The sequence below is a fragment of the Nonomuraea sp. NPDC004186 genome (assembly GCF_053603495.1).
Genome location: NZ_JBSGFQ010000018.1, coordinates 88,072 through 110,596 on the forward strand (window position 1 = coordinate 88,072; position 22,525 = coordinate 110,596).

A 22,525-nucleotide genomic window follows, 5' to 3' on the forward strand; every position below is an offset into this window, starting at 1 on the left:
AAAGGCGTTGTTATACCGACACCCCGAAAGCGGTAGAACTACTAGTTACCAATCAATTACCTTCGGTCATATGAATGACCGCGTCCTGGTCGAAGCACTCCGCGCCCGTGACCCGGGCGCGCTCGCCGCGCTCTATGACACGTACGCGGAGAGCGTCTACCGCTACTGCTGGTCCCTCCTGCTGAACGCGGACAGCGCCCAGGTGGCGCTCCGCGACACCCTCATCGCGGCGGAGGCGCACGCGGGCGCGCTGGCCGACCCGGACCGGCTGCGCACCTGGCTGTACGCGCTGGCCCGCGCCGAGTGCCTGCGCCGCCGGGCCGCCGCGCCGCCGGGGTCCGCCGAGGCCCTGGCCAAGGCGCCGCCGCCGCACGACGCGGCCGACGCCGACCTGCGGGTCATGGCCTGGAACGCCGTCCAGAGCCTGCCCGTCGCCGACCGCGAGGCCCTGGAGCTCACGTACCGGCACTCGCTGCCCGCGCCGGAGCTGGCCCAGGTGCTGGGGACGCGGCAGGTCGAGCAGGTCCTGGAGGGGGCGCGCGAGCGGCTGCGCGACGCGATCACCGCCGAGATCCTCGCCTTGAAGGGGCCGTACGACTGCCCGCAGCGGGCCGCGATCCTGGCCGGGTTCTCCGGCGAGCTGACCCAGGAGATGCGCGAGCGCCTGGTCCGGCACCTGCGGCGCTGCGAGACCTGCGCGCCGCACCGCACCCGCGAGGTGTCGCCCGCCAAGGTCCTCGGCCTGCTGCCCCAGCAGACCCTGCCCGACACGCTCCGCCTGCGGGTGATGAGCTGCTTCGTCGACCCCGAACTCCTGCCGTACCGCCGTTACGTCGCCAGGCGTACGGGCAACCTCGGCGCCGCCGGATTTCCCGTTCCCGCGGACAGGAACGTTCGAGGGTGGCCTAAGGCGCTGGCAGGCGCGCTGGCGGCGGTCGCGGCCGTGGTGGCGATAGCGCTGATCTTCCATCAGTTCGAGACCGAGGAGGGCGGGGTGTCGGGGGTGGCGACGGCCGCGTTCCCGGCCACGGGCGAGCCGCCCGCCATCCACCTGCCCTGGCGCTCCGACTCCCCGGACGTGGTGGTGACGGGCGATCCCGTCCTGGACAGCAGGACCACCCGTCCGATCGGCGTCACCGGCGTCCCGATGCTGGTGCCGTCCGTCGCGCCGGTCCGCGACTCCGTACGCTCCTCGCCTGAGGCCGAGGCGCCCGCCTCCCACGACCCCTCCGACCCTCCTCCGCCCTCGGACTGGCAACCCCCGACGTACGTCCCCCAGCTTCCACCGTCCCCGCCGACGCACCGGCCACCGGCGGGCGGCCCACCGCATGAGGACAACCCGCCACCCTCCGCCCCCGGCACCCGAACCCCCTGCCCCACCCCGACCCCCACCCCGGTCCAAACCCCCACCCAGACCCCCACCCCACCCGCCACGACCACCCCCACCGAAGCCCCCTCACCCACCACCACCGGCTGACCGGTCCACCGGGGGCTTGATGCCGCCCTCGTCTGAATCTGCGAGCCGCGATCACGTTACGTGAGTGAATTGCCGGGAACTGTGTGCATAGAGTAACCATGCGTTTCCGGGGGGACCAATGCGCGCATTCCGGGCCGGGCTCCTCGTGTGCTGCCTGGTCGTCGCTCTGTGCCCGCCCGTCGTGGCCGACCCCGTCCCCTCCTCGCGGGAGGTGCGCAAGGCCCGGCAGGCCGCGCAGGACCGTTCGCGGGAGCTGGGGGCGGCCAGCGCCCACCTGGCCACCGCGCAGGCGCGGTTGGACGGGATGGCGGCCGCGGTGGAGCGGCTGGTGGAGGCGTACAACGGCGAGCTGGTCAGGCTGCAGCAGGCCGACCAGACCTACGCGCAGGCCAGGGCGCGGCTGGCATCGGCGGACGCGGAGGTCGAGCGGGCCAGGCAGGCCGTCGCGCTGCTTGCGGCGCAGAGCTACGGCGGGCTGGGGCTGATGACCCCGGTCGTCAGCATGATCGTCGATCAGGGCGACCGAGAGGGTGTCCTGCGCAGAGCGGGCCTGCTGGCGCAGATGAGGAGCGAGCAGTCGGCGACCCTCGGCAGCATGCGCGACGCGCAGGAGGTGGCCGCCATCCTGCGTACGCAGGCCGCGAACGCCTACGCCGCCCACCGGGTCCTCTCGGAGCGGGTCGCGCTGGCCAAGACCGTGGCCGAGCAGGCGGTGGCCCGGCAGCGGCAGGAGACGACGGAGCTGCAGGCCCGTACGGTGGTCCTCCAGCGCCGGGTGGACGCGGCGCGCACCCGCGCGGAGCTGCTGGCCAGGCAGCGGGCCGCGGCGCTGCAGAGCATGGCCACCGGCGGCTCGGCCATGGGGGACGTGGCGGCCGACTGGGCGCTGACCCAGCTGGGCAAGGCGTACGTGTGGGCGGCCGCGGGCCCGGACACGTACGACTGCTCAGGGCTCGTGATGCGGGCCTGGGAGAAGGTGGGCATACAGCTGGACCACTGGACGGGCACCCAGTGGACGTCGGGCCCGCACGTGCCGCTGGACCAGCTCAGACGGGGCGACCTGCTGTTCTTCGGCTATGTCAGCAGCGACCCGGGCACCATCCACCACGTCGGGATCTACGTCGGCAACGGTCAGATGGTGCACGCGCCGCAGACCGGCGACGTCGTACGGGTCGCCTCGATCTGGCGCGGGGACCTGGTGGGCGCCACCAGGCCCCGCTGAGGGGGTCAGTGGTGACCCTCCTCCTTGGCCCGGCGGAAGGAACGCTCGATCTCGGCCTCGGCCTCGATGCGGCCGACCCAGTTGGCGCCCTCGACGGACTTGCCCGGCTCCAGGTCCTTGTAGACCTCGAAGAAGTGCTGGATCTCCAGGCGGTCGAACTCCGACACGTGATGGATGTCCTGGATGTGGTGCATTCGCGGGTCGGTCGAGGGGACGCAGAGGACCTTGTCGTCTCCGCCCTTCTCGTCCGTCATCCTGAACATGCCCACCGCCCGGCAGGTGATGTAGCACCCGGGGAAGGTCGGCTCCTGCAGCAGCACCAGCGCGTCCAGCGGGTCGCCGTCCTCGCCGAGGGTGTTCTCGATGAAGCCGTAGTCGGCGGGGTACTGCGTGGAGGTGAACAGGAGCCTGTCGAGCCTGATCTTCCCGGTCTCGTGGTCCACTTCGTACTTGTTCCGATTCCCCTTCGGAATCTCAACGACGACGTCGAACTCCACCGCGGTCCTTTCTCATGGGCCGATTCCGCTTCACCGGGCAGTGCCTGGTTCGGCTTCGTCTCCCGCACTCAAGCCCCCGGGGACCCCCGGTTGGGCGTTAATGTCTCGTAGGCGAACACAGGAGAGAGGCAGACGACGTGGCGCGGCACGACCGGTGGGTGATGTTGACCACTCTCGCCGTGCTGCAGGCCCTGACGATCGTCATCGGCGTTTACGCGATGACCACCGACTTCAGCCTGGGCGCGTTGACGAGGCAGTCTCCACCGACCAAGCCGACGGCGTCCCCGCCGGAAGGGTCTTCCTCCGTCCCCGTGGTCACCTCAGGGCCTGTGCTGGCCCAGCTTTCGGTGAAGTCAGGGGGCGGACCTCTCCCGACTAAGGGTACTTTGACGCGCCAGCTCACCAGCGCCCTGGGTGACGAAGCGCTCGGCTCTCATGTGGGTGCGGTGGTGCTCGACGCGGCCACCGGCGAACGGATTTTCGCCGCCAACGCCGACGTCCCCATCGTCCCGGCCTCGACCACGAAGATCGTCACGTGTTCCGCGGCCCTCGCCTCCCTCGGCCCGGACACGCGTCTGTCCACCAGGGTCGTCCAGGGCGCGAAGCCGGGCACGGCCATCCTGGTCGGAGGCGGCGACCCGATGCTGGCCGGCCCGTCGGCGAAACCGACGTACCCGAAGCAGGCCAGCCTGGCCACCCTGGCGGCCCGCACGGCCGCCACCCTCAAGTCGCAAAACGTTCGAAAAATCACCCTTTCGTACGACACCTCGTTGTTCGTCGGTTCACCGATCGCGCCCGGCTGGAAGCCGAACTACGTCCCGGACGGCGAGGTCGCTCCCGTCTACGCCTTGACCATCGACGAAGGCCGCCAGAATCCCCGTTTCCATCAGCCCCGGGTCGCCAACCCGCCCCAGTACGCCGCCGCGGCCTTCGCCAAGTTGCTGGCCAAGCAGGGGATCACGGTCTCCAGGTCCGTGAAGCCCGACAAGGCCCCGGCAGGTGCCCCCGAGCTGGGCCGGGTGGACTCCGCCCCGATCTACTCCCTCGTCGAGCACACGCTCACCCGAAGTGACAACGACATGGCCGAGGCCCTGGCCAGGCACGTGGCCATCAAGGAAGGCCAGGAGGCGTCGTTCGAAGGGGGCAACAAGGCGGTTGTGGCGGTGCTCCAGCGGCTCGGGGCCGCGCAGGGGATCTCGCTCTCCGACGGCAGCGGCCTGTCCACCCGCAACCGCATCAGCCCCAGCGCCCTGGCCAAGCTGATCGCCATGGCCGGCTCCACGAGCCAGCCCAACCTGCACGCCGTCGCCTCCGGCATGCCGATCGCGGGCTTCTCCGGCACGCTGGGGAACGGCCGGCGGTTCACGGGCAGCGACAGCAGGGGGCAGGTGGGGCTCGTACGCGCCAAGACCGGCACGCTGAACAACGTCAACACGCTGGCGGGCATGGCGACCACGAAGGACGGGCGGCTGGTGACCTTCGCGTTCATGGCGGACCGCGTCCCGGTCACGGCCGAACCCGTACTCGACCGCCTCGCCGCCACCGTGGCAAGGTCCTGATCGGCGATCCCTGGGATGGTCGCTCCTTCGCAGGTTGGGCATCGAGCACGTACGGTGGACGGTATGCAGGTGATCGACTGGGATCTGGCCGTCACGACCGGCACGCGCCTGGTGCGCCCCGGTCCTCAAGTGAGCCGGGAGGAGGCCAGGCAGGCCGTCACCGAGCTCCGTACCCTGTCGCGTGAGGCCGAGGGCCACGTGCGCGAGTTCACCAAGATCCACGCGGAGGCCGCGCCGCAGGCCGCGACCATCGTCGACCGGCCCGGCTGGATCAAGGCGAACGTCGAGGGCTTCCGCGTGGTGCTCGAGCCGTTGACGGAGCGCATGGGCGGCGGCGACAACCAGCCGCCCGCCATCGTCACCGCCGTGGGCTCCCGCATCACGGGCGTCGAGGTCGGGGCCGTCCTGGCCTTCCTCGCCTCGCGGGTCCTCGGGCAGTACGAGCTGTTCCTCCCGCCCGACCCCACGGGCCAGGAGCCCGCGGGCCGGCTGACGCTCGTCGCCCCCAACATCGTCCACGCCGAGCGCGAGATGGGCGTCGACCCGCACGACTTCCGTCTGTGGGTGTGCCTGCACGAGGAGACGCACCGGGTGCAGTTCACGGGTGTGCCGTGGCTGCGCGAATACGTCCGGTCGCAGATGACCGAGTTCCTGCTCGCCTCCGACCTCGACCTGCCCACGCTGCTCGAACGCCTCCGCAGCGCCGCCGACACGGTGGCCGACGTGGTGCGCGGCGGGGAGGGCAACCTCATCGACGCCATCCAGTCGCCGGGGCAGAAGGAGATCCTCGACCGCCTGACGGCCGTGATGACCCTGGTGGAGGGGCACGGAGACTACGTCATGGACGCGGTCGGCCCGTCCGTGGTGCCCTCGGTGGGCGACATCCGCGCCAAGTTCGCCCAGCGCCGGGAGGGCGGCTCCCGCCTCGACCGTACGGTGCGGCGGCTGCTGGGGATCGACCTCAAGATGAAGCAGTACGCGGAGGGGTCGGCGTTCGTGCGGAAGGTGGTGGACCGGGTGGGGATGGATGGCTTCAACAAGATCTGGACCTCTCCCGAGACGCTTCCGACGACGTCGGAGATCTCCGACCCGGACGCCTGGATCAGCCGCGTCATCGGCACCCCGGCCCTCCCGGCCTGACCCTCCCGGCCTGACCCTCCCGGCCTGACCCTCCCGGCCCGCCCCGGCCCCTTACGCCAGCGACCGCCCAGCGGGCTGCGAAGGCGGCCGGCGGTGGGTGGGTGGCGCAAGTACCTCGTGATGCAGGTGCATGAGGCCAACGCTCCGTCCCCTTGGGGTGCCGCGCCGATAGGGCGTGGTGCGGGGGAGTTCGGCGCCCCGCGCCGGTGAGCGGCATGGCGCAGGTGGCGGGCCGCGGAGGTGGCGGGCGTTGGTGGGCGGCGCTGGTGGGCGGCGCTGGCGGCGGACGGTTGGCGGCGGGCGCGGGTGGCGCAGGCAACGGGCAGCGCGCGTGGTGCTGGGGTGGGCGGCGGGGGGTGAGAATGGCACCCGTGGGTCCACATCCAGCCGTAGCCGACGTGCGCCGGGCAGTGCGTGAGGCGCTGGCCGACGTCGAGAAAGGCGCGCTCGTGCTGGCCGCCTGCAGCGGCGGGGCCGACTCCCTGGCGCTGGCGGCGGCGCTGGCGTTCGTGGCGCCCAGGACGGGCCTCAGGGCAGGGCTGCTCACCGTGGATCACCAGCTTCAGCCCGGCTCGGCCGAGCGGGCCCGGACGGTCGCGGACATCGGGGCCCGCCGGCTGGATCTGAGCCCGGCCGAGGTGCTCACCGTCACGGTCGGCACCGAGGGCGGCCCCGAGGCGGCGGCGCGGGACGCGAGGTACGCCGCGCTGGCCCAGGCGGCGGACCGGCTCCAGGCGGAGGCGGTCCTGCTCGGGCACACCCGCGACGACCAGGCGGAGACGGTGCTCCTGGGCCTGGCCAGGGGGAGCGGCGTCAGGTCCCTGTCCGGGATGGCGGCACGCAGCGGGCGCTACCGCAGGCCGTTCCTGAACATCCCCAGGGCCACCACCGTCAGGGCCTGCGAGGCCATGGGGCTCGACCCCTGGGACGACCCCCACAACGAGGACCCCCGCTACACGAGGGTCCGCGTGCGAAGGAGGGTCCTGCCCGTCCTCGAGGCGGAATTGGGCCCCGGGGTGGCCGAGGCGCTCGCGAGGACCGCGGGGATGGCGCGGGAGGACGCCGACGCTCTCGATCAATGGGCCGAATCGGCGTACCAAAATTGCGCTCTTAGCGATATTCCGGGATCGGTGACACTGGCCTTGCCAGAGCTGGAGAAGCTCCCCGACGCCGTCAGGCGGCGGGTGCTGCGGCGGGCGGCCATCGCGGCGGGAACCCCGTCAGGAGCCCTCTCGGCCACGCACGTGCTGGCCGTGGACCGGCTGGTCACGAGCTGGCGCGGGCAGAAGGCCGTGGACCTGCCCGGGGGTCTGTTCGCTGTCCGGCGGTATGGCACCCTGATACTCGCCATCAGTCCCATCGCATAAGGAACCACAGGTGGACGCTGCCGACATGGGCCATGACCTGGAAAATGTCCTCATTCCCGAGGACAAGCTCCAGGCCAAGATCAAAGAGCTTGCCGGGCGGATCGACGAGGACTACGCGGGTAAAGACTTGCTGCTCGTGGGCGTGCTGAAGGGCGCCGTCATGGTGATGGCCGACCTGGCCAGATCCCTGCACGTGCCCGTGCAAATGGATTGGATGGCGGTGTCGTCGTACGGCGCGGGCACGAAGTCATCCGGCGTCGTACGCGTGCTGAAAGACCTCGACACCGACATCTTGGGCCGCGACGTGCTGATAGTCGAGGACATCATCGACTCCGGCCTGACCCTGCACTGGCTGTTGGAAAACCTGAAGTCGCGTAATCCCGCCTCACTTGAGATCTGCACCGCGCTGCGGAAACCCGACGCGGTGAAGGTGCCGATCGATGTGAAATACGTGGGGTTCGACATTCCCAACGAGTTCGTCATCGGTTACGGCCTCGACTACGCCGAGCGATACCGGAATCTGCCGTTCATCGGCACACTCGCCCCACACGTTTACAAGTAGCAATCTGGACCTCGGCCGGGAACACCGCGCACCGTGACGTACGTTGATAGGGCAAGGCCGGTGCAGCGGGCGGGTCCCCCCGTGCGCTCTGCCGGTGTACCTTCAGACTCCTGGAGGGTGACCGCGTGTCCCCCTCGGGTAGTCAGAAGTCGCGGTGCCGGATGCCGCGGCCCCGGGCCAGCCCGGGGTTCCAGGCCATGGTCAGGAAGGGACGGGCCCGCAAGGGGTTCCGCATCGGATGGATCTCAAGCGATTTACACGTGGGCCACTGCTGTGGATCCTGGGCATCGTCGTGCTGCTCCTACTCGTCACTCAGCTTTGGAGTGGCGGCGGTAATTACAAGCAGGCCGACACGTCACTGGTTCTCCAGCAGATTCGCGCCGGAAACGTCAGCAACGCCAAGATTGTCGACAAGGACAACCGGATCGAGGTGACGCTGACCAACCCCATCACGGTCAAGGCCGGCGACGCCCCGACGAAGCTGATCCAGTCCAACTGGGTCACCGGTTACGGCAGCAAGCTGACCGACGAACTCCAGGCTCAGTACGAGGCCGGCAAGACCAAGAGCTTCACCACCGAGGTGCCCCAGGAGAACTTCCTGGTCAGCATCCTGGTGAGCTTCCTGCCGATCGTCTTCATCGTGCTGATCTTCCTGTTCATCATGAACCAGATGCAGGGTGGCGGCTCCCGGGTGATGAACTTCGGCAAGTCGAAGGCCAAGCTCATCACCAAAGACACCCCCAAGACGACTTTCGCCGACGTCGCAGGCGCCGACGAGGCCATCGAGGAGCTCCAGGAGATCAAGGAGTTCCTGCAGGCCCCGGCCAAGTTCCAGGCGATCGGCGCCAAGATCCCCAAGGGCGTGCTGCTGTACGGCCCGCCCGGCACCGGTAAGACCCTGCTGGCCCGTGCCGTGGCCGGTGAGGCGGGCGTGCCGTTCTACTCGATCTCCGGTTCCGACTTCGTCGAGATGTTCGTCGGTGTCGGCGCCTCGCGTGTGCGCGACCTGTTCGAGCAGGCGAAGGCCAACGCCCCGGCGATCATCTTCATCGACGAGATCGACGCCGTCGGCCGCCACCGCGGCGCCGGCCTGGGCGGCGGTCACGACGAGCGCGAGCAGACGCTCAACCAGCTGCTCGTCGAGATGGACGGCTTCGACGTCAAGGGCGGCGTGATCCTCATCGCCGCGACCAACCGGCCCGACATCCTCGACCCGGCGCTGCTGCGCCCGGGCCGTTTCGACCGGCAGGTCACCGTCGACCGCCCCGACCTCGAGGGCCGCAAGGGCATCCTCAAGGTCCACGGCCGCGGCAAGCCGTTCGCCCCCAACGTGGACCTCGACGTCATCGCGCGCCGCACCCCCGGGTTCACCGGCGCCGACCTGGCCAACGTGATCAACGAGGCCGCCCTGCTCACCGCGCGGGCCGACCAGAAGCTGATCACGATGGACGTCCTCGAGGAGTCGATCGACCGCGTCATGGCAGGGCCCGAGCGCAAGTCGCGGGTCATGTCCGACAAGGAAAAGAAGATGATCGCCTACCACGAAGGCGGTCACGCGCTGGTGGCGCACGCGCTGCCCAACTCCGACCCGGTCCACAAGATCACGATCCTGTCCCGCGGCCGCGCCCTCGGTTACACGATGACGCTGCCGATGGAGGACAAGTTCCTGGCCACCAGGTCGGAGATGATGGACCAGCTCGCGATGCTGCTCGGCGGCCGCGCGGCGGAGGAGCTCGTCTTCCACGAGCCCACCACCGGCGCCTCCAACGACATCGAGAAGGCCACGGCGGTCGCCCGCCGCATGGTGACCGAGTACGGCATGAGCGAGCAGCTCGGCGCCCGTAAGTTCGGCACCGGCCAGGCCGAGGTGTTCCTGGGCCGCGAGATGGGCCACGAGCGCGACTACTCCGAGAAGATCGCCTCCACGATCGACGAGGAGGTCCGCCGGATGATCGAGACGGCGCACGACCAGGCGTGGGACATCCTGGTCGAATACCGCGACGTGCTCGACAACCTGGTGCTCGAGCTCATGGAGAAGGAGACGCTCTCCCGCGAGCAGGTGCTGGAGATCTTCGCCTCGGTCGTGGTCAGGGCTCACCGCCCGTCCTACGCGGGCTACGGCAAGCGGCTCCCCTCCGACCGTCCGCCGATCCTGACCCCCAAGGAGCAGTCGGCCAACGGCTCGCTCACCGCGGGCCACCAGGACGCCCTCCCGTCCGGGGACAGTGTGTGACTCAGTACGACGTTGACCTGGGCCGGATCGAGAAGGCCGTACGCGAGATCCTCTACGCCATCGGCGAGGATCCCGACCGCGACGGCCTCCTCGACACGCCGGCCCGGGTCGCCCGCGCCATGGCCGAGCAGTATTCGGGGCTCGGCCAGAAGCCCGAAGACGTCCTGACCAAGGTCTTCGACGTCGATCACGACGAGATGGTGCTCGTCCGGGACATCGAGGTCTACTCGACCTGCGAGCACCACCTGGTCCCGTTCCACGGTGTGGCCCACGTGGGTTACATCCCCAACGACCGCGGCCAGGTGACGGGCCTGTCGAAGCTGGCCCGGCTGGTCGACGTGTTCGCCCGCCGCCCCCAGGTCCAGGAGCGCATGACTTCCCAGATCGCCGACGCTCTCATGCGGGTTCTGGAGCCGCGCGGAGTCATCGTGGTGGTCGAGGCCGAGCATCTGTGCATGACGATGCGCGGCGTACGCAAACCGGGCGCCAAGACCGTCACCTCGGCGGTTCGCGGCGATTTCCGCACGAGCGACAAGACCCGATCTGAGGCGATGGCGCTGATCCTGGGTCGTTGATGACCGAACGGGGACCCACGATGTCAACATGTGTGGGGGAGCGCCTAGGCTTGGCCCATGACTAGCGTGCCCATCAGCGTGCCGGGAGGTGCGGATCGGTGCCTCGTCATGGGTGTGGTCAATGTGACCCCCGATTCGTTCTCCGACGGCGGCCTGTGGTTCGACGAGGCGGCCGCCATCCAGCATGGCCTTGAGCTGGTCCAGGAGGGGGCCGACCTGGTCGACGTGGGCGGCGAGTCCACCCGTCCGGGCGCGGCCAGGGTGTCCCTCGAGGAGGAGCTGGCCAGGGTCGTCCCCGTGATCAGGGCACTCCACGCCGAGGGAGTGGCGGTCAGCGTCGACACGATGCGGGCCGAGGTGGCCAAGGCCGCGGTCGAGGCGGGGGCGCGGCTGGTCAACGACGTGAGCGGTGGTCTCGCCGACCCGGAGATGCCGCGCGTGGTGGCCGCGACCGGCGTCCCGTACGTCGTGATGCACTGGCGCGGCCACAGTCATGACATGGACAACCGCGCGGTCTACGCCGACGTGGTCACCGAGGTCCGCGAGGAGCTCGGCAAGCGGGTCGATCTGGTCCTGGCCGAAGGCGTCACGGAGCAGCAGATCGTGCTCGACCCCGGCCTGGGCTTCGCCAAGAACGCCGAGCACAACTGGGCACTGCTGGCCGGGATCCCCCAGCTGGCCGAGCTCGGCTACCCATTGCTCATCGGAGCGTCGCGCAAGCGCTTCCTCGGGCGCCTGCTGGCAGGTCCTGACGGCACACCCCGGCCGTTCAGCCGCAGCGACGCCGCGACGCTGGCCGTGACCGCACTGGCCGCCCAGGCGGGCGCCTGGTGCGTACGCGTCCACGAGGTGGGTCCCAACGCCGATGCCGTACGCGTGGCAGCCGCATGGAAGAGAGCCGGAGCCAACACATGAGCGTCGACACCGTCGCGATCGAGACGATCAACCAGGAGTTCTACGCCGCGATCGAGAACGCGGATCTCGACAAGATGACCGAGATCTGGGCCGAGGACACCGCCGACGACCAGGTGAGCTGCGTGCACCCGGGCTGGACCCTGCTCAGCGGCCGGTCCGAGGTGCTGCGGTCGTGGGCCCTGATCATGGCCAACACCACCTACATCCAGTTCGTGCTGACCGACGTCGACACGACCGTGCTGGGCGATGTGGCCGTGCTCACCTGCGTCGAGAACATCCTCACCGCCGGCGAGGAGGGTGAGTCCAGCTTCGCCGCGGGCAAGGTGGTGGCCAGCAACGTCTACATCCGCACCCCGCAGGGCTGGCGGCTGTGGATGCACCACGGTTCGCCGGTGCTCCAGGGAGATGACGACGAGGAGGAGGAAGGCGAGCTTGAGCCCTGATCGCATCGCTCTCAAGGGCCTGCGGGCCAGGGGGAGGCACGGCGTGCTCCCTGCCGAGCGGGAGCTCGGGCAGGAGTTCGTCGTGGACGCGACGTTGTTCCTCGACACCGCGCCGGCCGCGGCCGGCGACGACCTCACCAAGACCGTCCACTACGGAGAGCTGGCCGAGGCGCTGGTCAAGGTCGTGGAGGGCGAGCCGGTCGCGTTGATAGAGACGCTCGCGCAGCGGCTGGCCGACGTGTGCCTGGCCAGTGAGCTGGTGCGTAGGGTCGAGGTGAGCGTGCACAAACCGGCGGCGCCCATCCCGCTGCCGTTCGACGACGTGGTCGTGACCATTGAGCGGAGCCGCGTATGAAAGTCGTCCTCGCTCTCGGCAGCAATCTGGGGCCCCGGTTCCAGACGTTGCAAGGCGCCGTGGACACCCTGTTCGACGCCCCGGGGCTGGAGTTCGTCCAGGCGTCGCCGGTCTACGAGACCGACCCTGTGGGCGGTCCGCCGGGACAGAAGCCGTATCTCAACGCGGTCGTGATCGCGGAGACCACCCTGCAGCCGCGCACGCTCCTGGAGCGGGCACAGAGCGTGGAGAACGCCTTCGGGCGGGTGCGCGCCGAGCGCTGGGGTCCGCGCACGCTCGACGTCGACCTGATCGTGGTGGGCGACACGATCTGCGACGAGCCGGAGCTGACGCTGCCGCATCCGCTCGCTCACGAGCGCGCGTTCGTGCTCGTGCCGTGGGCGAAGGCCGACCCCGACGCGGTGGTGCCCGGACGCGGCCGGGTGGCGGAGCTGCTGGCGGGCATCGACCAGCAGGGGGTACGCCTGCGCGACGACCTGAAGCTGCAGAGGCCCGATTGAAGCCCACCCATCCGGGCCGCCTGGTCGGCATCATCGCTGTTGTCGCGCTGATCGCGTGGGCGGCGGTCAGGCCCTTCTATTCAGACCTGCCCCTGATGCCGTGGACGGCGATCCCGACCGTGCTGCTGCTGGCCATCGGCGAGGGTTACAGCGCCTGGGTGACCAAGGCCAGGATCGCCAGGAAGCCGGGCACCAAGCCGGTGGAGCCGCTGTCGGTGGCCCGGCTGGCGGCGCTGGCCAAGGCGTCGGCGTACGCGGGGGCGGTGTTCGGCGGGTTGTTCGCCGGGTTCGGGCTCTACACGGTGCAGATCCTGGACCGGGAGACGCCGCGGGCGGAGTTCTTCGTCGCGGCGGGGTCGTTCGTGGCCTGCGTGGCGCTGATCTGCGCCGCCCTCTACCTGGAGCACGCCTGCCGGATCCCCAAGGACCAGGACGAGCACAAACCGGACTAAGACGAGCGCCTGCCGAAAAGATAGATGACCGGGGCGGTGCAGATCAGCGGGCCGAGGATGGCGATCGGGCGCTCCAGCCACCATTTCAGGTCCGGCGGGATCTCGGTGCCCAGGCTGCCGAAGAGCCACCACGACAGGCCCAGCGCGATGGCCATCCCGGTCGTGTGGAAGAGGAAGAGCGGCAGCGAGTACCGGTTGATGAACTCGTTCACCCGGCGCCAGCCCGGACGCTCCAGCACCCGCTCCATCGACGGCCGCAGCACCTCCACCAGCCCGACCTGGAACAGCAGCAGGGCGACGATCACGAACGTGGGCGGCGCCATGTTCGACCACTTGTCGCCCGGCACGCCCACCATCGAGCCCGGGTAGATGCCCGAATAGACCAGGCCGAACAGGGCGAACAGCCCCGTCCAGAGCACCGCGACGTCATAGCGCCTGGGCAGGATGACGATCCGGTCGTAGAAGAACCCGGCCTGGTGGGCGAGCCCCCAGACGATGATCATGTTGAGCCAGCCGACCCAGTCGACCCCGTACCGGAAGCGCACCACGTCCACCACCAGCGACGCGCCGCCGAGCCAGATCAGCGCCAGCACGTCGTAGCGGCGGTGCAGCCAGAGCGCCACGGGCAGCAGCGCGATCAGGACGAGGTAGACGCCCAGGAACCACAGCGGGCTGAGCACCAGCAGCACCACCCGCCACATCCAGTCGACCTGGAACGTGTACGTCACGACCGCCCCGATGGCGATCCACACCCCGGACAGGAACAGGGCGGGTAAGGCCAGCGCGCGGATGCGCCGCCAGACGAACGAGCCGATGCCGACGCCGCGTTCCTTGGCCCGCTCCCAGGACAGCAGGTGCACGTGGCCGCCGACGTAGAAGAACAGCGGCAGCACCTGCAGCAGCCAGGTCAGGATCCACAGCCCCGAGGTGAAGCCCAGGGGGCTGGTGGGCTCGGGGCCGCTCGGCTTCCACTCCAGGATGGTGAACGCCCAGTGCCAGACCACCACGACGCAGAGGCTCAGGGCGCGGAGCCAGTCGACGTACTTGTCGCGCTCGACTTTCACTTGTCGATGTCACCCACGACGAAGAACATCGAGCCGAGGATGGCCACCATGTCGGCGACCAGGTGGCCGGGCAGCATCTCCCGCAGCACCTGGACGTTGCTGTACGAGGCCGAGCGCAGCTTGAGCCGCCACGGGGTCTTGTCTCCCTTGGAGACCAGGTAGTAGCCGTTGATGCCGAGAGGGTTCTCGGTCCACGCGTACGTGTGGCCCTCCGGCACCTTGAGCACCTTCGGCAGGCGCTGGTTGATCGGCCCGGGAGGCAGCGAGCGCAGCCGCGAGACGCAGGCTTCGGCCAGGTCGAGCGAGACCTTGAGCTGGTCGAACAGCACCTCGAACCGGGAGTGGCAGTCGCCGGCCTGCCGCGTGACGACCTTCACGGGCAACTCGGGGTAGGCGAGGTACGGGTCGTCGCGGCGCAGGTCGAAGTCCACGCCGGAGGCTCTGGCGATGGGGCCGCTGACGCCGTACTGCGTGATCTGCTCGCGGGAGAGCACGCCGACGCCACTGGTGCGGGCGATGAAGATCTCGTTGTGCAGGATGAGGTTCTCGATGTCGGGCACGCGGCGGCGGGTCTCCGCGACGGCCTCCGACACCCGGTCGAGCCAGCCGAGCGGCAGGTCCTCCTTGAGGCCCCCGACCCGGTTGAACATGTAGTGCATGCGGCCGCCGGAGATCTCCTCCATGACCGCCTGGATGCGCTCGCGCTCGTTGAACGAGTAGAACAGCGGCGTGATCGCGCCGAGCTCCAGCGGATAGGAGCCGAGGAACATCAGGTGGTTGAGCACCCGGTTGAGCTCGGCCAGCAGCGTGCGCGCCCACACGGCCCGGACCGGGGGCTCCATGCCGAGCAGGCGTTCGGCGGCCAGCACCACACCCAGCTCGTTCGCGAACCCCGACAGCCAGTCGTGCCTGTTGGCCAGCATGATGATCTGACGGTAGTCGCGGACCTCGAACAGCTTCTCCGCGCCCCGGTGCATGTAGCCGATGATCGGCTCGGCGGCGGTGATGCGTTCGCCGTCGAGCGTCAGCCTGAGCCGGAGCACCCCGTGGGTCGACGGGTGCTGCGGGCCGATGTTGAGGATCATGTCCTCGGTGGCCAGCTCTTTTGCACCCGCGCCGATCCCGACCACACGTTCCGTCATATGGCAATGCTGCCACCGCGCCGGTTGCTGGGCCAGGGCGGGGCCGGGTCAAGGAATGGTACGGAAACGCATCCCTAACTCGGACACGGGGAGGAATACAAGGAACCGGGGGGAGATAACACCATGAAGAGAGTTGTGTTTGATGTCGCGGCGTTGATCGCACGGGTGGTGACCGGCGTGATCTTCTTGGTCCACGGCGCGCAGAAGTGGGAGGGCGGCCTTGCGGCCACCGGGCAGGCGTTCAAGGGGATGGGGATCCCGATGCCGGAGCTCGCCGCCATGTTCGCGACCCTCATCGAGATGGCAGGCGGCATTTTCCTGATCCTGGGCCTGCTGGTGCGCCTGGTGGGGCTGCTGTTGCTGATCAACATGCTGGGCGCCATCACGTACGTGCACGCGGGGCACGGGGTGCTGTCCAGCGCCGGCGGCTGGGAGCTGCCCGGCGCGCTCGGGGCACTGGCCCTGTTGTTCCTGGCGCTGGGGGGCGGCCGGATCGGGATCGACGGGATCTTCGCCGCGATGTTCCGCCGGCGCTCGGAACGCCGGGCCGCCGAGGAGGAAAGCGCCGCGCGGCCACAGCGTCCGGAGCCGTCGAACGTCACGACCAGGCCCGCCGGCCTCACGACGCCCGCCGAGGCGCCTCGGGTGCCCAGGCAGCCGACCGAGCACCGGGCCGGCGGGGTCAACGACGACGACATGAGGGACATCGACGCCCTGGTCTCCGACGAGCCGCCGCCGCACCGCAAGCCGCCGAACCGCTCCGACGCCGTCTAACGGCACACCCAGCGGCTCACTCAGCGGCTCACCCAGCGGCCGACTCAGCGATTCACGAGGTCCCGCACGGCCTCGACCAGCCGGTCCACGTGCTCCTGCGTGGAGCCGATGCCGATGGAGGCCCGCACCGCGGAAGCGGTGCCGTCCTCACATCCGCCGTCGGCCTCACCCAACAGGTGCCGGACGAACGGGTGCGCGCAGAACTTGCCGTCGCGCACCCCGATGCCGTACTCGCCGGACAGCACCTCGGCCACCTCGCGGGCCGAGTAGCCGGCCACGGTGAACGACACGATGCCGACGCGCGGGTGGTCGTCCCCCCACAGCGACAGCTCCCGTACGCCCTCGATCGAGGCCAGCCCGGACCGCAGGCGCGCGATCAGCCGCTCCTCCTCCCGCACCAGCGCGGTCCAGCCGGTGGCCGTGAGCGCGTCGCAGGCGGCGGCCAGGGCGATGGCGCCCAGCACGTTCGGGGTGCCCGCCTCGTGGCGCGGCTCCGGGTCGTCGTGCCACTCGGTGTCGTCGCCCACGGAGCGCACCGCGCCGCCGCCCTTGAGGTACGGCTCGCCGTCCGCGAGCCAGTCCCGCCGCCCGACCAGCACCCCGGCGCCGAACGGCGCGTACAGCTTGTGCCCGGAGAAGGCCACGTAGTCCAGGTCGAGCGCGGTCAGGTTGAGCCGCCGGTGCGGTACGAGCTGGGCGGCGTCCACCAGGATGCGGGCGCCGTGCCGGTGCGCGACGTGGGCCAGGGCGGCGATGGGCCACAGCTCGCCGGTGACGTTGGAGGCGGCGGTGACCACGAGCAGCTTGGGGCCGTCGATGCCGGCCAGGGCCGCGTCGGCGGCGCGGACGGCCTCGCCGGGGAAGGCGGGCGGCGCCAGCCGTACGGACTTCTCCCAGGGGAGGAGAGAGGCGTGGTGCTCGGTGTCGAAGACCACGGTGGTGGTGCCGGCGGGCAGGCAGCGGGCCAGGAGGTTCGTGGCGTCGGTGGTGTTGCGGGTGAAGATCACGGCGTCGTCCGGGCGGGCCCCGACGAACGCCCGGACCGTGTGGCGGGCCTGCTCGTAGCGGGCGGTGGTGAGCTGCGAGGCGTAGCCCGCGCCCCGGTGGACGCTGGAGTAGGCCGGGAGCGCCGCGGTGACGGCGGCGCTGACCGGCTCGAGACAGGGGGCGCTGGCGGCGTAGTCGAGGTTGGCGTAGCCGACGAGCCGGCCGCCCTTGACCGGCACCTCGAGGTCGGCCCCGAGCACGGCGGGGATCGGCCTGCCCGTGGCGACCGGAACGGCCTCGGCCTCGGCGGCGCGAGCGGGGACGGAGCTGAAGATCGTCAACGTGGACACGGCACATCTCCCTCAGGGTCATCGGACCCCTGGAAGCAGCCACGGAGCCCGCGCTTGCCCGCCACACTTCGTGACGGACCAGGTCTTCACCCGGGGCACCCCGCCGCGGACGCGAGGGTTGCCGGCCAGCTAGCCGGGGCTTGTCGCTGGCACTCATGACCTACGGCGGAGACTATAACCCAATCCCCTCCATCGATCGCAAGTCGGTGAACTTATCCGGCGGCTGACTCGTTGCTACCGGAAATCCCGCTCATGTGTCATGGAGGTGCGTAAATGTTGGACTGGGTAACCGACCCGCAGATCTGGATCGGTTTCTTCACCCTGGTCGCCCTGGAGATCGTGCTGGGGATCGACAACATCATCTTCATCTCCATCCTGGCCGGGAAACTACCTCCCGAACAACGGGACAGAGCCCGGGTGCTGGGTCTGGGCGCGGCGCTGATCACCCGGTTGCTCCTGCTGCTCGCCCTGTCGTGGGTGGTGCAGCTCACCGAGCCGCTGTTCGCCGTCTTCGGTCACGAAATATCGGGACGCGACCTGATCCTGCTGCTCGGCGGACTGTTCCTGCTGGGCAAGAGCGTCACCGAGATCGGCCACAGCATGGACGGCCCCGTGGGCAAGGACGGCAAGAAGGCCGCGGCCGCCTCCTTCGCCTCGGTGATCATCCAGATCATGGTGCTGGACATCGTGTTCTCGCTCGACTCCGTCATCACCGCCGTCGGCATGGTCGACACGCTCGGCGTGATGATCGCGGCGGTCGTGGTGGCGGTGCTGGTGATGCTGTTCGCGTCGGGGCCGATCAGCAGGTTCGTGGACCGGCACCCGAGCATCAAGATGCTGGCGCTGTCGTTCCTCGTGCTGATCGGCGTGGTGCTCATCGCCGAGGGCTTCGGCCAGCACATCCCCAAGGGCTACATCTACTTCGCGATGGCGTTCTCGCTCGTCGTCGAGCTGCTGAACATCCGGATGCGGAGCAAGCGGACGGCGCCACAGGAGGACCTCACTCCTTAAGATGAAATAGTGCGATTTGACCCTTGGGATCCGGATTTCGTGGCGCACCCGTACCGGGTGTACGACGAGCTGAGGCGCGAGGCGCCGGTCAGCTACTTCGAGCCGACGAACCAGTGGCTGATCTCACGTCATGCCGACGTGAACGCCCTGCTCAGGGACCGCCGCCTGGGGCGGTCCCACCTCCACGTGGCCACCAACGAGGAGTTCGGGAGGCCGGCGGAGCCGGAGTTCCAGGAGCCGTTCTGGCGGGTGATCAGGGCGGGCATGCTCGACGTGGAGCCGCCGGTGCACACCAGGCTGCGCCGGCTGGTCTCCAAGGCGTTCACTCCGCGCATGGTCGAGTCGCTGCGTCCCCGGGTGCGCGCCATCGCCGCGGGCCTGGTGGACGCGTTCGTGGAGAAGGGCGGCGGCGACCTGCTCGCCGAGGTAGCCGAGCCGCTCCCGGTGACGGTGATCGCGGAGATGCTCGGCATCCCCCACGCCGACCGCCACCTGCTGCGCCCCTGGTCGGCGGAGATCTGCGGCATGTACGAGCTCAACCCGAGCCTTGAGGCCCAGCACACGGCGGTACGGGCGGCGTCGGAGTTCGCCGACTACCTCAAGACCCTGGCCGCGGAGCGCCGCCGGGCTCCCGGCGACGACCTGATCAGCGCCCTGGCGCAGATCGACGAGCTGACCGAGGACGAGCTGGTCGGCACGTGCGTGCTGCTGCTCAACGCCGGACACGAGGCCACCGTGAACGTGACGGGCAACGGCTGGTGGTCCCTGTTCCGCAACCCCTCCGAACTGGCCCGGCTGCGCGAGGACCGCTCGCTGCTGCCCACGGCCGTCGAGGAGGTGATGCGCTGGGACACGCCGCTGCAGATGTTCGAACGCTGGGTGCTGGAGGACATCGAGGTGCACGGGGTGGAGATCCCGCGCGGGTCGGAGGTGGCGCTGCTGTTCGGCTCCGCCAACCGCGACCCGGCGGTCTTCGAGGACCCGGACCGGCTCGACGTGGGGCGGGCCGACAATCCGCACATCTCGTTCGGGGCCGGGATCCACTTCTGCCTGGGCGCGCCGCTGGCCCGCATCGAGCTCATCGAGTCGTACGGCGCTCTCCTGGACCGGGCGGCCAAGCTCGAACTGCGGGAGGAGCCGAGCTGGAAGCCCGGCTACATCATCAGGGGGCTGCGGTCGCTGGAGGTCACCGCCGCTGGCTGAGCCAGCCGAACCCGCCGAGCCCCGCCGGGTCGATCAGCTCACCCTCCTCCGACGCTCTGGCCAGCGCCCGGATGTAGGTGCGCGGCTCGGTGCGGGCCAGGTCGATCGGGGGCCTGGTGCCGGTGATCCCCAAAGCCCTCAGCGCGTCGCGCTGTGTGGACAAGGCTGTGGATATCGCGCCGGCCTGGCGCCCGGCCTCGGCGCACGCGTCAAGCGCGACATGAGCCGTGATATCGCAGGTCCCATCGGGGATCGGGGCAACGACCGCGCCGTCGCGGTAACCGGTCAACGTGCCACAGAGCGGCCGGTTATCCACAGGGTGTGCATAATCCACGGCAATCGCTCGGCCCCTTGTGAGGCGTCCCAGGACGGAGGCCCACGCCTCGTCGCGGGGGCGGCCGATCTCCGCGCGCGAGCCCACCCGGGTCAGCGGCCACCACCGGTCGAGCCAGGCGCAGTCGTCCGGTCGCGGCGGCCCGCCGAGGCGCTCCTCGCCGGTGCGGACGTTCACCATGATGAGGCGTGGCCCGGCGGAGGTCTGCTCCACCACGTCGAGCGGCACGTTGTCGAGCCACTCGTTGGCGATGGCCAGGCCCGTGATGCCGGTGGGCACGCTCCGCCGCCAGGCGATCCGCTCGGGCAGGCCGTCCGGCCTGGGGGAGAGGTCGACGGCGGTGACGCGGAGCCGGTCGCGCAGCGCGGGCTCGGCGGCCTCCAGCACCTGGGCGACCAGCGTGCCCTCGCCCGCGCCGATGTCGACCAGGTCGAGCACGTCGGGACCGCCGAGCTCGGCGTCCACCTCCGACAGCAATGCCAGCACCGCGTCGGCGAACGCCGGGGAGGCGCTGACCGAGGTCCGGAAGTGGCCCGAAGGGCGTTCGCGAAGGTAGAAGCCCTCCTCGCCGTACAGCGCGCGCTCCATTGCGGCGCGCCAGGTGAGCCACATGTCAGGACTATCTCATGACTTTCGGGTGACACGCATCGTCATCGTTTGGCTACTCATTGTCGCCGACTTGCGGTACGTTTACCTAATGTCATCGAGCGTGCGCGTTGCGTCACCCCCATTTGGCGCGACCGACCGCTCCCGAGCAAGCACCAGCGGCCCCAGGCCGCGAAACCGAGAGGAGCCCTCGTGCTGAAGAAGGTCATGGTCGTCACAGGAGCCGTCGCCATGCTGTCGCTCGCGGCCCCGGCGCACGCCGACACGACCAGCGGCAACGGCAGTGTGCTCGGCGGCAACCAGCTGCACCTTCCGATCGCGATCCCGATCAACATCTGTGGCAACGCCGTGGCCGTCATCGGCGCCGCGTTCGCCGGCTGCCAGGGCGGCGCCACCGCCTACGTGCCGAGCCACCACTGAAAGAAGAGAGCCCGGGCCGGCACTCGTCCGGCCCGGGCTCCGACTCCGGCTGGTCGGTCGGCGAGCGGCCGGCCGGTCGCACCTCCAAGAGGTCACATCCTGCGGGCGTCGGGTCCTGGATGAGGGGACTCGGCGCCCGCTGCCATGCGATGAAACCCCTCTCCTCATCTCTTCCGACAGGGGGTGCACGTTTTGTATGCCCTTGTCGCTTTTGTCGTTAACTCAACGGGCGGCAAAACCGCGGTCACGTAGGAGCCCTCGGGCGAGTCGCGAGACGCGCCCGACAGTCCGCAGCCCTTGGGAGGCCGTTACGCTGGTCGGCAGTGCCACAACAGAAGCCTGCTCGTCGGACCGGAGTCCAGCTCGTCGTGCCTGGTTGAGGCCAGGGCGGCAGTCCGCCCGGCAGGCTTCTCATCAGCAGGTCGACAGGGGTGTGACGTCATGGACGCAGGGGATCGCCCGGCACGGCTGACTGTCGGCGTACTCGGGGCGGGCAAGGTCGGCTCGGCCCTCGGTGCCGCACTGGCTCAGGCGGGCCACCGGATCGCGGCCGCGAGCGGCGTTTCGGACAATTCACAGCGATGGGCGGCCGACCGGCTCGGCGTCAAGCCGTCCAGGCCCGACGAGGTGGTCGCGCAGGCCCAGCTCATCCTGCTCACCGTGCCCGACGACACGCTGCCCGACCTCGTCAACGGGCTGGCCACGACGGGTGCCGACCTCCACGGCAAGCTGCTGGTGCACACCAGCGGGGCGTACGGGCTGTCCGTGCTGGAGCCGGCGGCCAAGGCCGGCGCGCTGCCGCTCGCGCTGCACCCGGTGATGACCTTCACGGGCAGGGACGACGACCTCAACAAGCTCACCGGCATCTCGTACGGCGTGACCGCCCCCGACGTGCTGCGGCCCATCGCCGAGGCCCTGGTGATCGAGATGGGCGGCGAGCCGGTCTGGATCGCCGACGCCGACCGCGCGCTCTACCACGCGGCGCTGGCCGGGGCCGCCAACCACATGGTCACCCTCATCGCCGAGTCGCAGGAGCTGCTGGGGCGCATCGGCGTCGAGCACCCGGGGCGGATGCTGGGCCCGCTGCTCGGGGCCGCGCTCGACAACGTGCTGCGGCTGGGCATCACGGGGCTGACCGGCCCGGTCGTCCGCGGCGACGCCGGCACCGTGCGCAGGCACGTGGACGCGCTGATCCTGGCGGCGCCCGAGGCGGCGGACGCCTACATCGCGCTGGCCCGCCTCACGGCCGACCGCGCGCTGGCCGCGGGGCTGCTCAAACCGGAGGAGGCGGAGCGGCTCCTCGACGCGCTGGGGGGCAATATATGGACCTGACGGTA

General features: G+C 70.0%; 23 protein-coding genes and 1 riboswitch. Of the genes, 18 read left to right on the forward strand and 5 right to left on the reverse strand.

All coding sequences use genetic code 11. From position 1 onward, the window contains the following. Positions 1–70 precede the first annotated feature (70 nt). Both ACWEPL_RS17400 and ACWEPL_RS17405 read left to right on the forward strand, forming a co-directional pair. Positions 71–1,477, forward strand: a complete 1,407-nt coding sequence (locus ACWEPL_RS17400) for an RNA polymerase sigma factor (protein ID WP_452436756.1) — start codon at positions 71–73, stop codon at positions 1,475–1,477. 118 nt (positions 1,478–1,595) lie between these two features. Beyond that, positions 1,596–2,699 carry a C40 family peptidase gene (locus tag ACWEPL_RS17405; RefSeq protein ID WP_350723782.1) on the forward strand — a complete coding sequence of 368 codons (1,104 nt, stop codon included), beginning with the start codon at positions 1,596–1,598 and terminating at the stop codon, positions 2,697–2,699. A gap of 5 nt (positions 2,700–2,704) precedes the next feature. Here the strand turns inward: ACWEPL_RS17405 and ACWEPL_RS17410 are convergent, their stop codons facing one another. After that, complete coding sequence (locus ACWEPL_RS17410; protein WP_185069348.1) at positions 2,705–3,196, reverse strand: inorganic diphosphatase; 492 nt, start codon at positions 3,194–3,196, stop codon at positions 2,705–2,707. Positions 3,197–3,357: 161 nt separating this feature from the next. On the opposite strand from ACWEPL_RS17410, the gene dacB reads away from it, so the two are divergent. The 11 genes from dacB (at position 3,358) to ACWEPL_RS17465 (ending at position 13,297) form a co-directional block, all read left to right on the forward strand. Next, positions 3,358–4,755, forward strand: a complete 1,398-nt coding sequence (dacB, locus tag ACWEPL_RS17415) for a D-alanyl-D-alanine carboxypeptidase/D-alanyl-D-alanine endopeptidase (protein ID WP_363978442.1) — start codon at positions 3,358–3,360, stop codon at positions 4,753–4,755. Between the two features lie 63 nt (positions 4,756–4,818). Next, positions 4,819–5,895: a zinc-dependent metalloprotease gene (locus tag ACWEPL_RS17420; RefSeq protein WP_452436757.1), complete on the forward strand. Its 1,077-nt coding sequence runs from the start codon at positions 4,819–4,821 to the stop codon at positions 5,893–5,895. A gap of 362 nt (positions 5,896–6,257) precedes the next feature. Further along, positions 6,258–7,262 carry a tRNA lysidine(34) synthetase TilS gene (tilS, locus tag ACWEPL_RS17425; RefSeq protein WP_452436758.1) on the forward strand — a complete coding sequence of 335 codons (1,005 nt, stop codon included), beginning with the start codon at positions 6,258–6,260 and terminating at the stop codon, positions 7,260–7,262. Positions 7,263–7,272: 10 nt separating this feature from the next. Beyond that, positions 7,273–7,824, forward strand: coding sequence for a hypoxanthine phosphoribosyltransferase (gene hpt, locus ACWEPL_RS17430; RefSeq protein ID WP_350723776.1), 552 nt, complete (start codon positions 7,273–7,275; stop codon positions 7,822–7,824). Positions 7,825–8,062: 238 nt separating this feature from the next. After that, a complete protein-coding gene (ftsH, locus tag ACWEPL_RS17435) occupies positions 8,063–10,057 on the forward strand; it encodes an ATP-dependent zinc metalloprotease FtsH (protein ID WP_350723774.1) in 1,995 nt (664 codons plus the stop codon). After that, on the forward strand, positions 10,054–10,632 hold the full coding sequence (gene folE, locus ACWEPL_RS17440; RefSeq protein ID WP_192788835.1) for a GTP cyclohydrolase I FolE: 579 nt from the start codon (positions 10,054–10,056) through the stop codon (positions 10,630–10,632). Before ftsH ends, folE begins: the two co-directional genes overlap by 4 nt. Before the next feature lie 57 nt (positions 10,633–10,689). Then, positions 10,690–11,547 carry a dihydropteroate synthase gene (gene folP / locus ACWEPL_RS17445; protein ID WP_350723772.1) on the forward strand — a complete coding sequence of 286 codons (858 nt, stop codon included), beginning with the start codon at positions 10,690–10,692 and terminating at the stop codon, positions 11,545–11,547. Continuing rightward, entirely contained in the window at positions 11,544–11,990 is a 447-nt protein-coding gene (locus ACWEPL_RS17450) for a nuclear transport factor 2 family protein (protein ID WP_350723770.1), read from the forward strand. The genes folP and ACWEPL_RS17450 overlap by 4 nt, the downstream gene beginning before the upstream one ends. Then, positions 11,953–12,345 (forward strand): dihydroneopterin aldolase, encoded by a 393-nt coding sequence (folB, locus tag ACWEPL_RS17455; protein WP_350723768.1) that lies wholly within the window; start codon positions 11,953–11,955, stop codon positions 12,343–12,345. The genes ACWEPL_RS17450 and folB overlap by 38 nt, the downstream gene beginning before the upstream one ends. Then, positions 12,342–12,845, forward strand: a complete 504-nt coding sequence (folK, locus tag ACWEPL_RS17460) for a 2-amino-4-hydroxy-6-hydroxymethyldihydropteridine diphosphokinase (protein ID WP_452436759.1) — start codon at positions 12,342–12,344, stop codon at positions 12,843–12,845. The genes folB and folK overlap by 4 nt, the downstream gene beginning before the upstream one ends. Further along, a complete protein-coding gene (locus ACWEPL_RS17465; protein ID WP_350723765.1) occupies positions 12,842–13,297 on the forward strand; it encodes a DUF3180 domain-containing protein in 456 nt (151 codons plus the stop codon). The genes folK and ACWEPL_RS17465 overlap by 4 nt, the downstream gene beginning before the upstream one ends. Here the strand turns inward: ACWEPL_RS17465 and ACWEPL_RS17470 are convergent. Both ACWEPL_RS17470 and ACWEPL_RS17475 read right to left on the reverse strand, forming a co-directional pair. Then, positions 13,294–14,361 (reverse strand): acyltransferase family protein, encoded by a 1,068-nt coding sequence (locus tag ACWEPL_RS17470; protein ID WP_363977687.1) that lies wholly within the window; start codon positions 14,359–14,361, stop codon positions 13,294–13,296. The two genes, ACWEPL_RS17465 and ACWEPL_RS17470, sit on opposite strands and share 4 nt — an antisense overlap. Next, on the reverse strand, positions 14,358–15,503 hold the full coding sequence (locus ACWEPL_RS17475; protein ID WP_452436760.1) for an NADH-quinone oxidoreductase subunit D: 1,146 nt from the start codon (positions 15,501–15,503) through the stop codon (positions 14,358–14,360). Before ACWEPL_RS17475 ends, ACWEPL_RS17470 begins: the two co-directional genes overlap by 4 nt. Before the next feature lie 123 nt (positions 15,504–15,626). On the opposite strand from ACWEPL_RS17475, the gene ACWEPL_RS17480 reads away from it, so the two are divergent. Continuing rightward, a complete protein-coding gene (locus ACWEPL_RS17480) occupies positions 15,627–16,277 on the forward strand; it encodes a DoxX family protein (protein ID WP_355193552.1) in 651 nt (216 codons plus the stop codon). Between the two features lie 44 nt (positions 16,278–16,321). Here ACWEPL_RS17480 and ACWEPL_RS17485 read toward each other — a convergent pair whose 3' ends face one another. Further along, complete coding sequence (locus ACWEPL_RS17485) at positions 16,322–17,614, reverse strand: aminotransferase class V-fold PLP-dependent enzyme (protein WP_452436761.1); 1,293 nt, start codon at positions 17,612–17,614, stop codon at positions 16,322–16,324. Between the two features lie 45 nt (positions 17,615–17,659). Further along, positions 17,660–17,775, reverse strand: a riboswitch (SAM riboswitch). 112 nt (positions 17,776–17,887) lie between these two features. Between ACWEPL_RS17485 and ACWEPL_RS17490 the strand changes: the two genes are divergently transcribed. Continuing rightward, the gene (locus ACWEPL_RS17490) at positions 17,888–18,625 is read left to right on the forward strand and encodes a TerC family protein (protein WP_363977695.1); all 738 of its coding nucleotides are present in this window, start codon (positions 17,888–17,890) and stop codon (positions 18,623–18,625) included. 9 nt (positions 18,626–18,634) lie between these two features. Beyond that, the gene (locus tag ACWEPL_RS17495; RefSeq protein WP_350723759.1) at positions 18,635–19,828 is read left to right on the forward strand and encodes a cytochrome P450; all 1,194 of its coding nucleotides are present in this window, start codon (positions 18,635–18,637) and stop codon (positions 19,826–19,828) included. On the opposite strand, the gene ACWEPL_RS17500 is transcribed toward ACWEPL_RS17495, so the two are convergent. Next, complete coding sequence (locus ACWEPL_RS17500; RefSeq protein ID WP_452436762.1) at positions 19,812–20,774, reverse strand: SAM-dependent methyltransferase; 963 nt, start codon at positions 20,772–20,774, stop codon at positions 19,812–19,814. The two genes, ACWEPL_RS17495 and ACWEPL_RS17500, sit on opposite strands and share 17 nt — an antisense overlap. 186 nt (positions 20,775–20,960) lie before the next feature. On the opposite strand from ACWEPL_RS17500, the gene ACWEPL_RS17505 reads away from it, so the two are divergent. Next, positions 20,961–21,188, forward strand: a complete 228-nt coding sequence (locus ACWEPL_RS17505; RefSeq protein WP_350723755.1) for a chaplin family protein — start codon at positions 20,961–20,963, stop codon at positions 21,186–21,188. 441 nt (positions 21,189–21,629) lie between these two features. Next, positions 21,630–22,520: a Rossmann-like and DUF2520 domain-containing protein gene (locus ACWEPL_RS17510; RefSeq protein ID WP_363977705.1), complete on the forward strand. Its 891-nt coding sequence runs from the start codon at positions 21,630–21,632 to the stop codon at positions 22,518–22,520. The last annotated feature ends 5 nt before the right edge of the window (positions 22,521–22,525 follow it).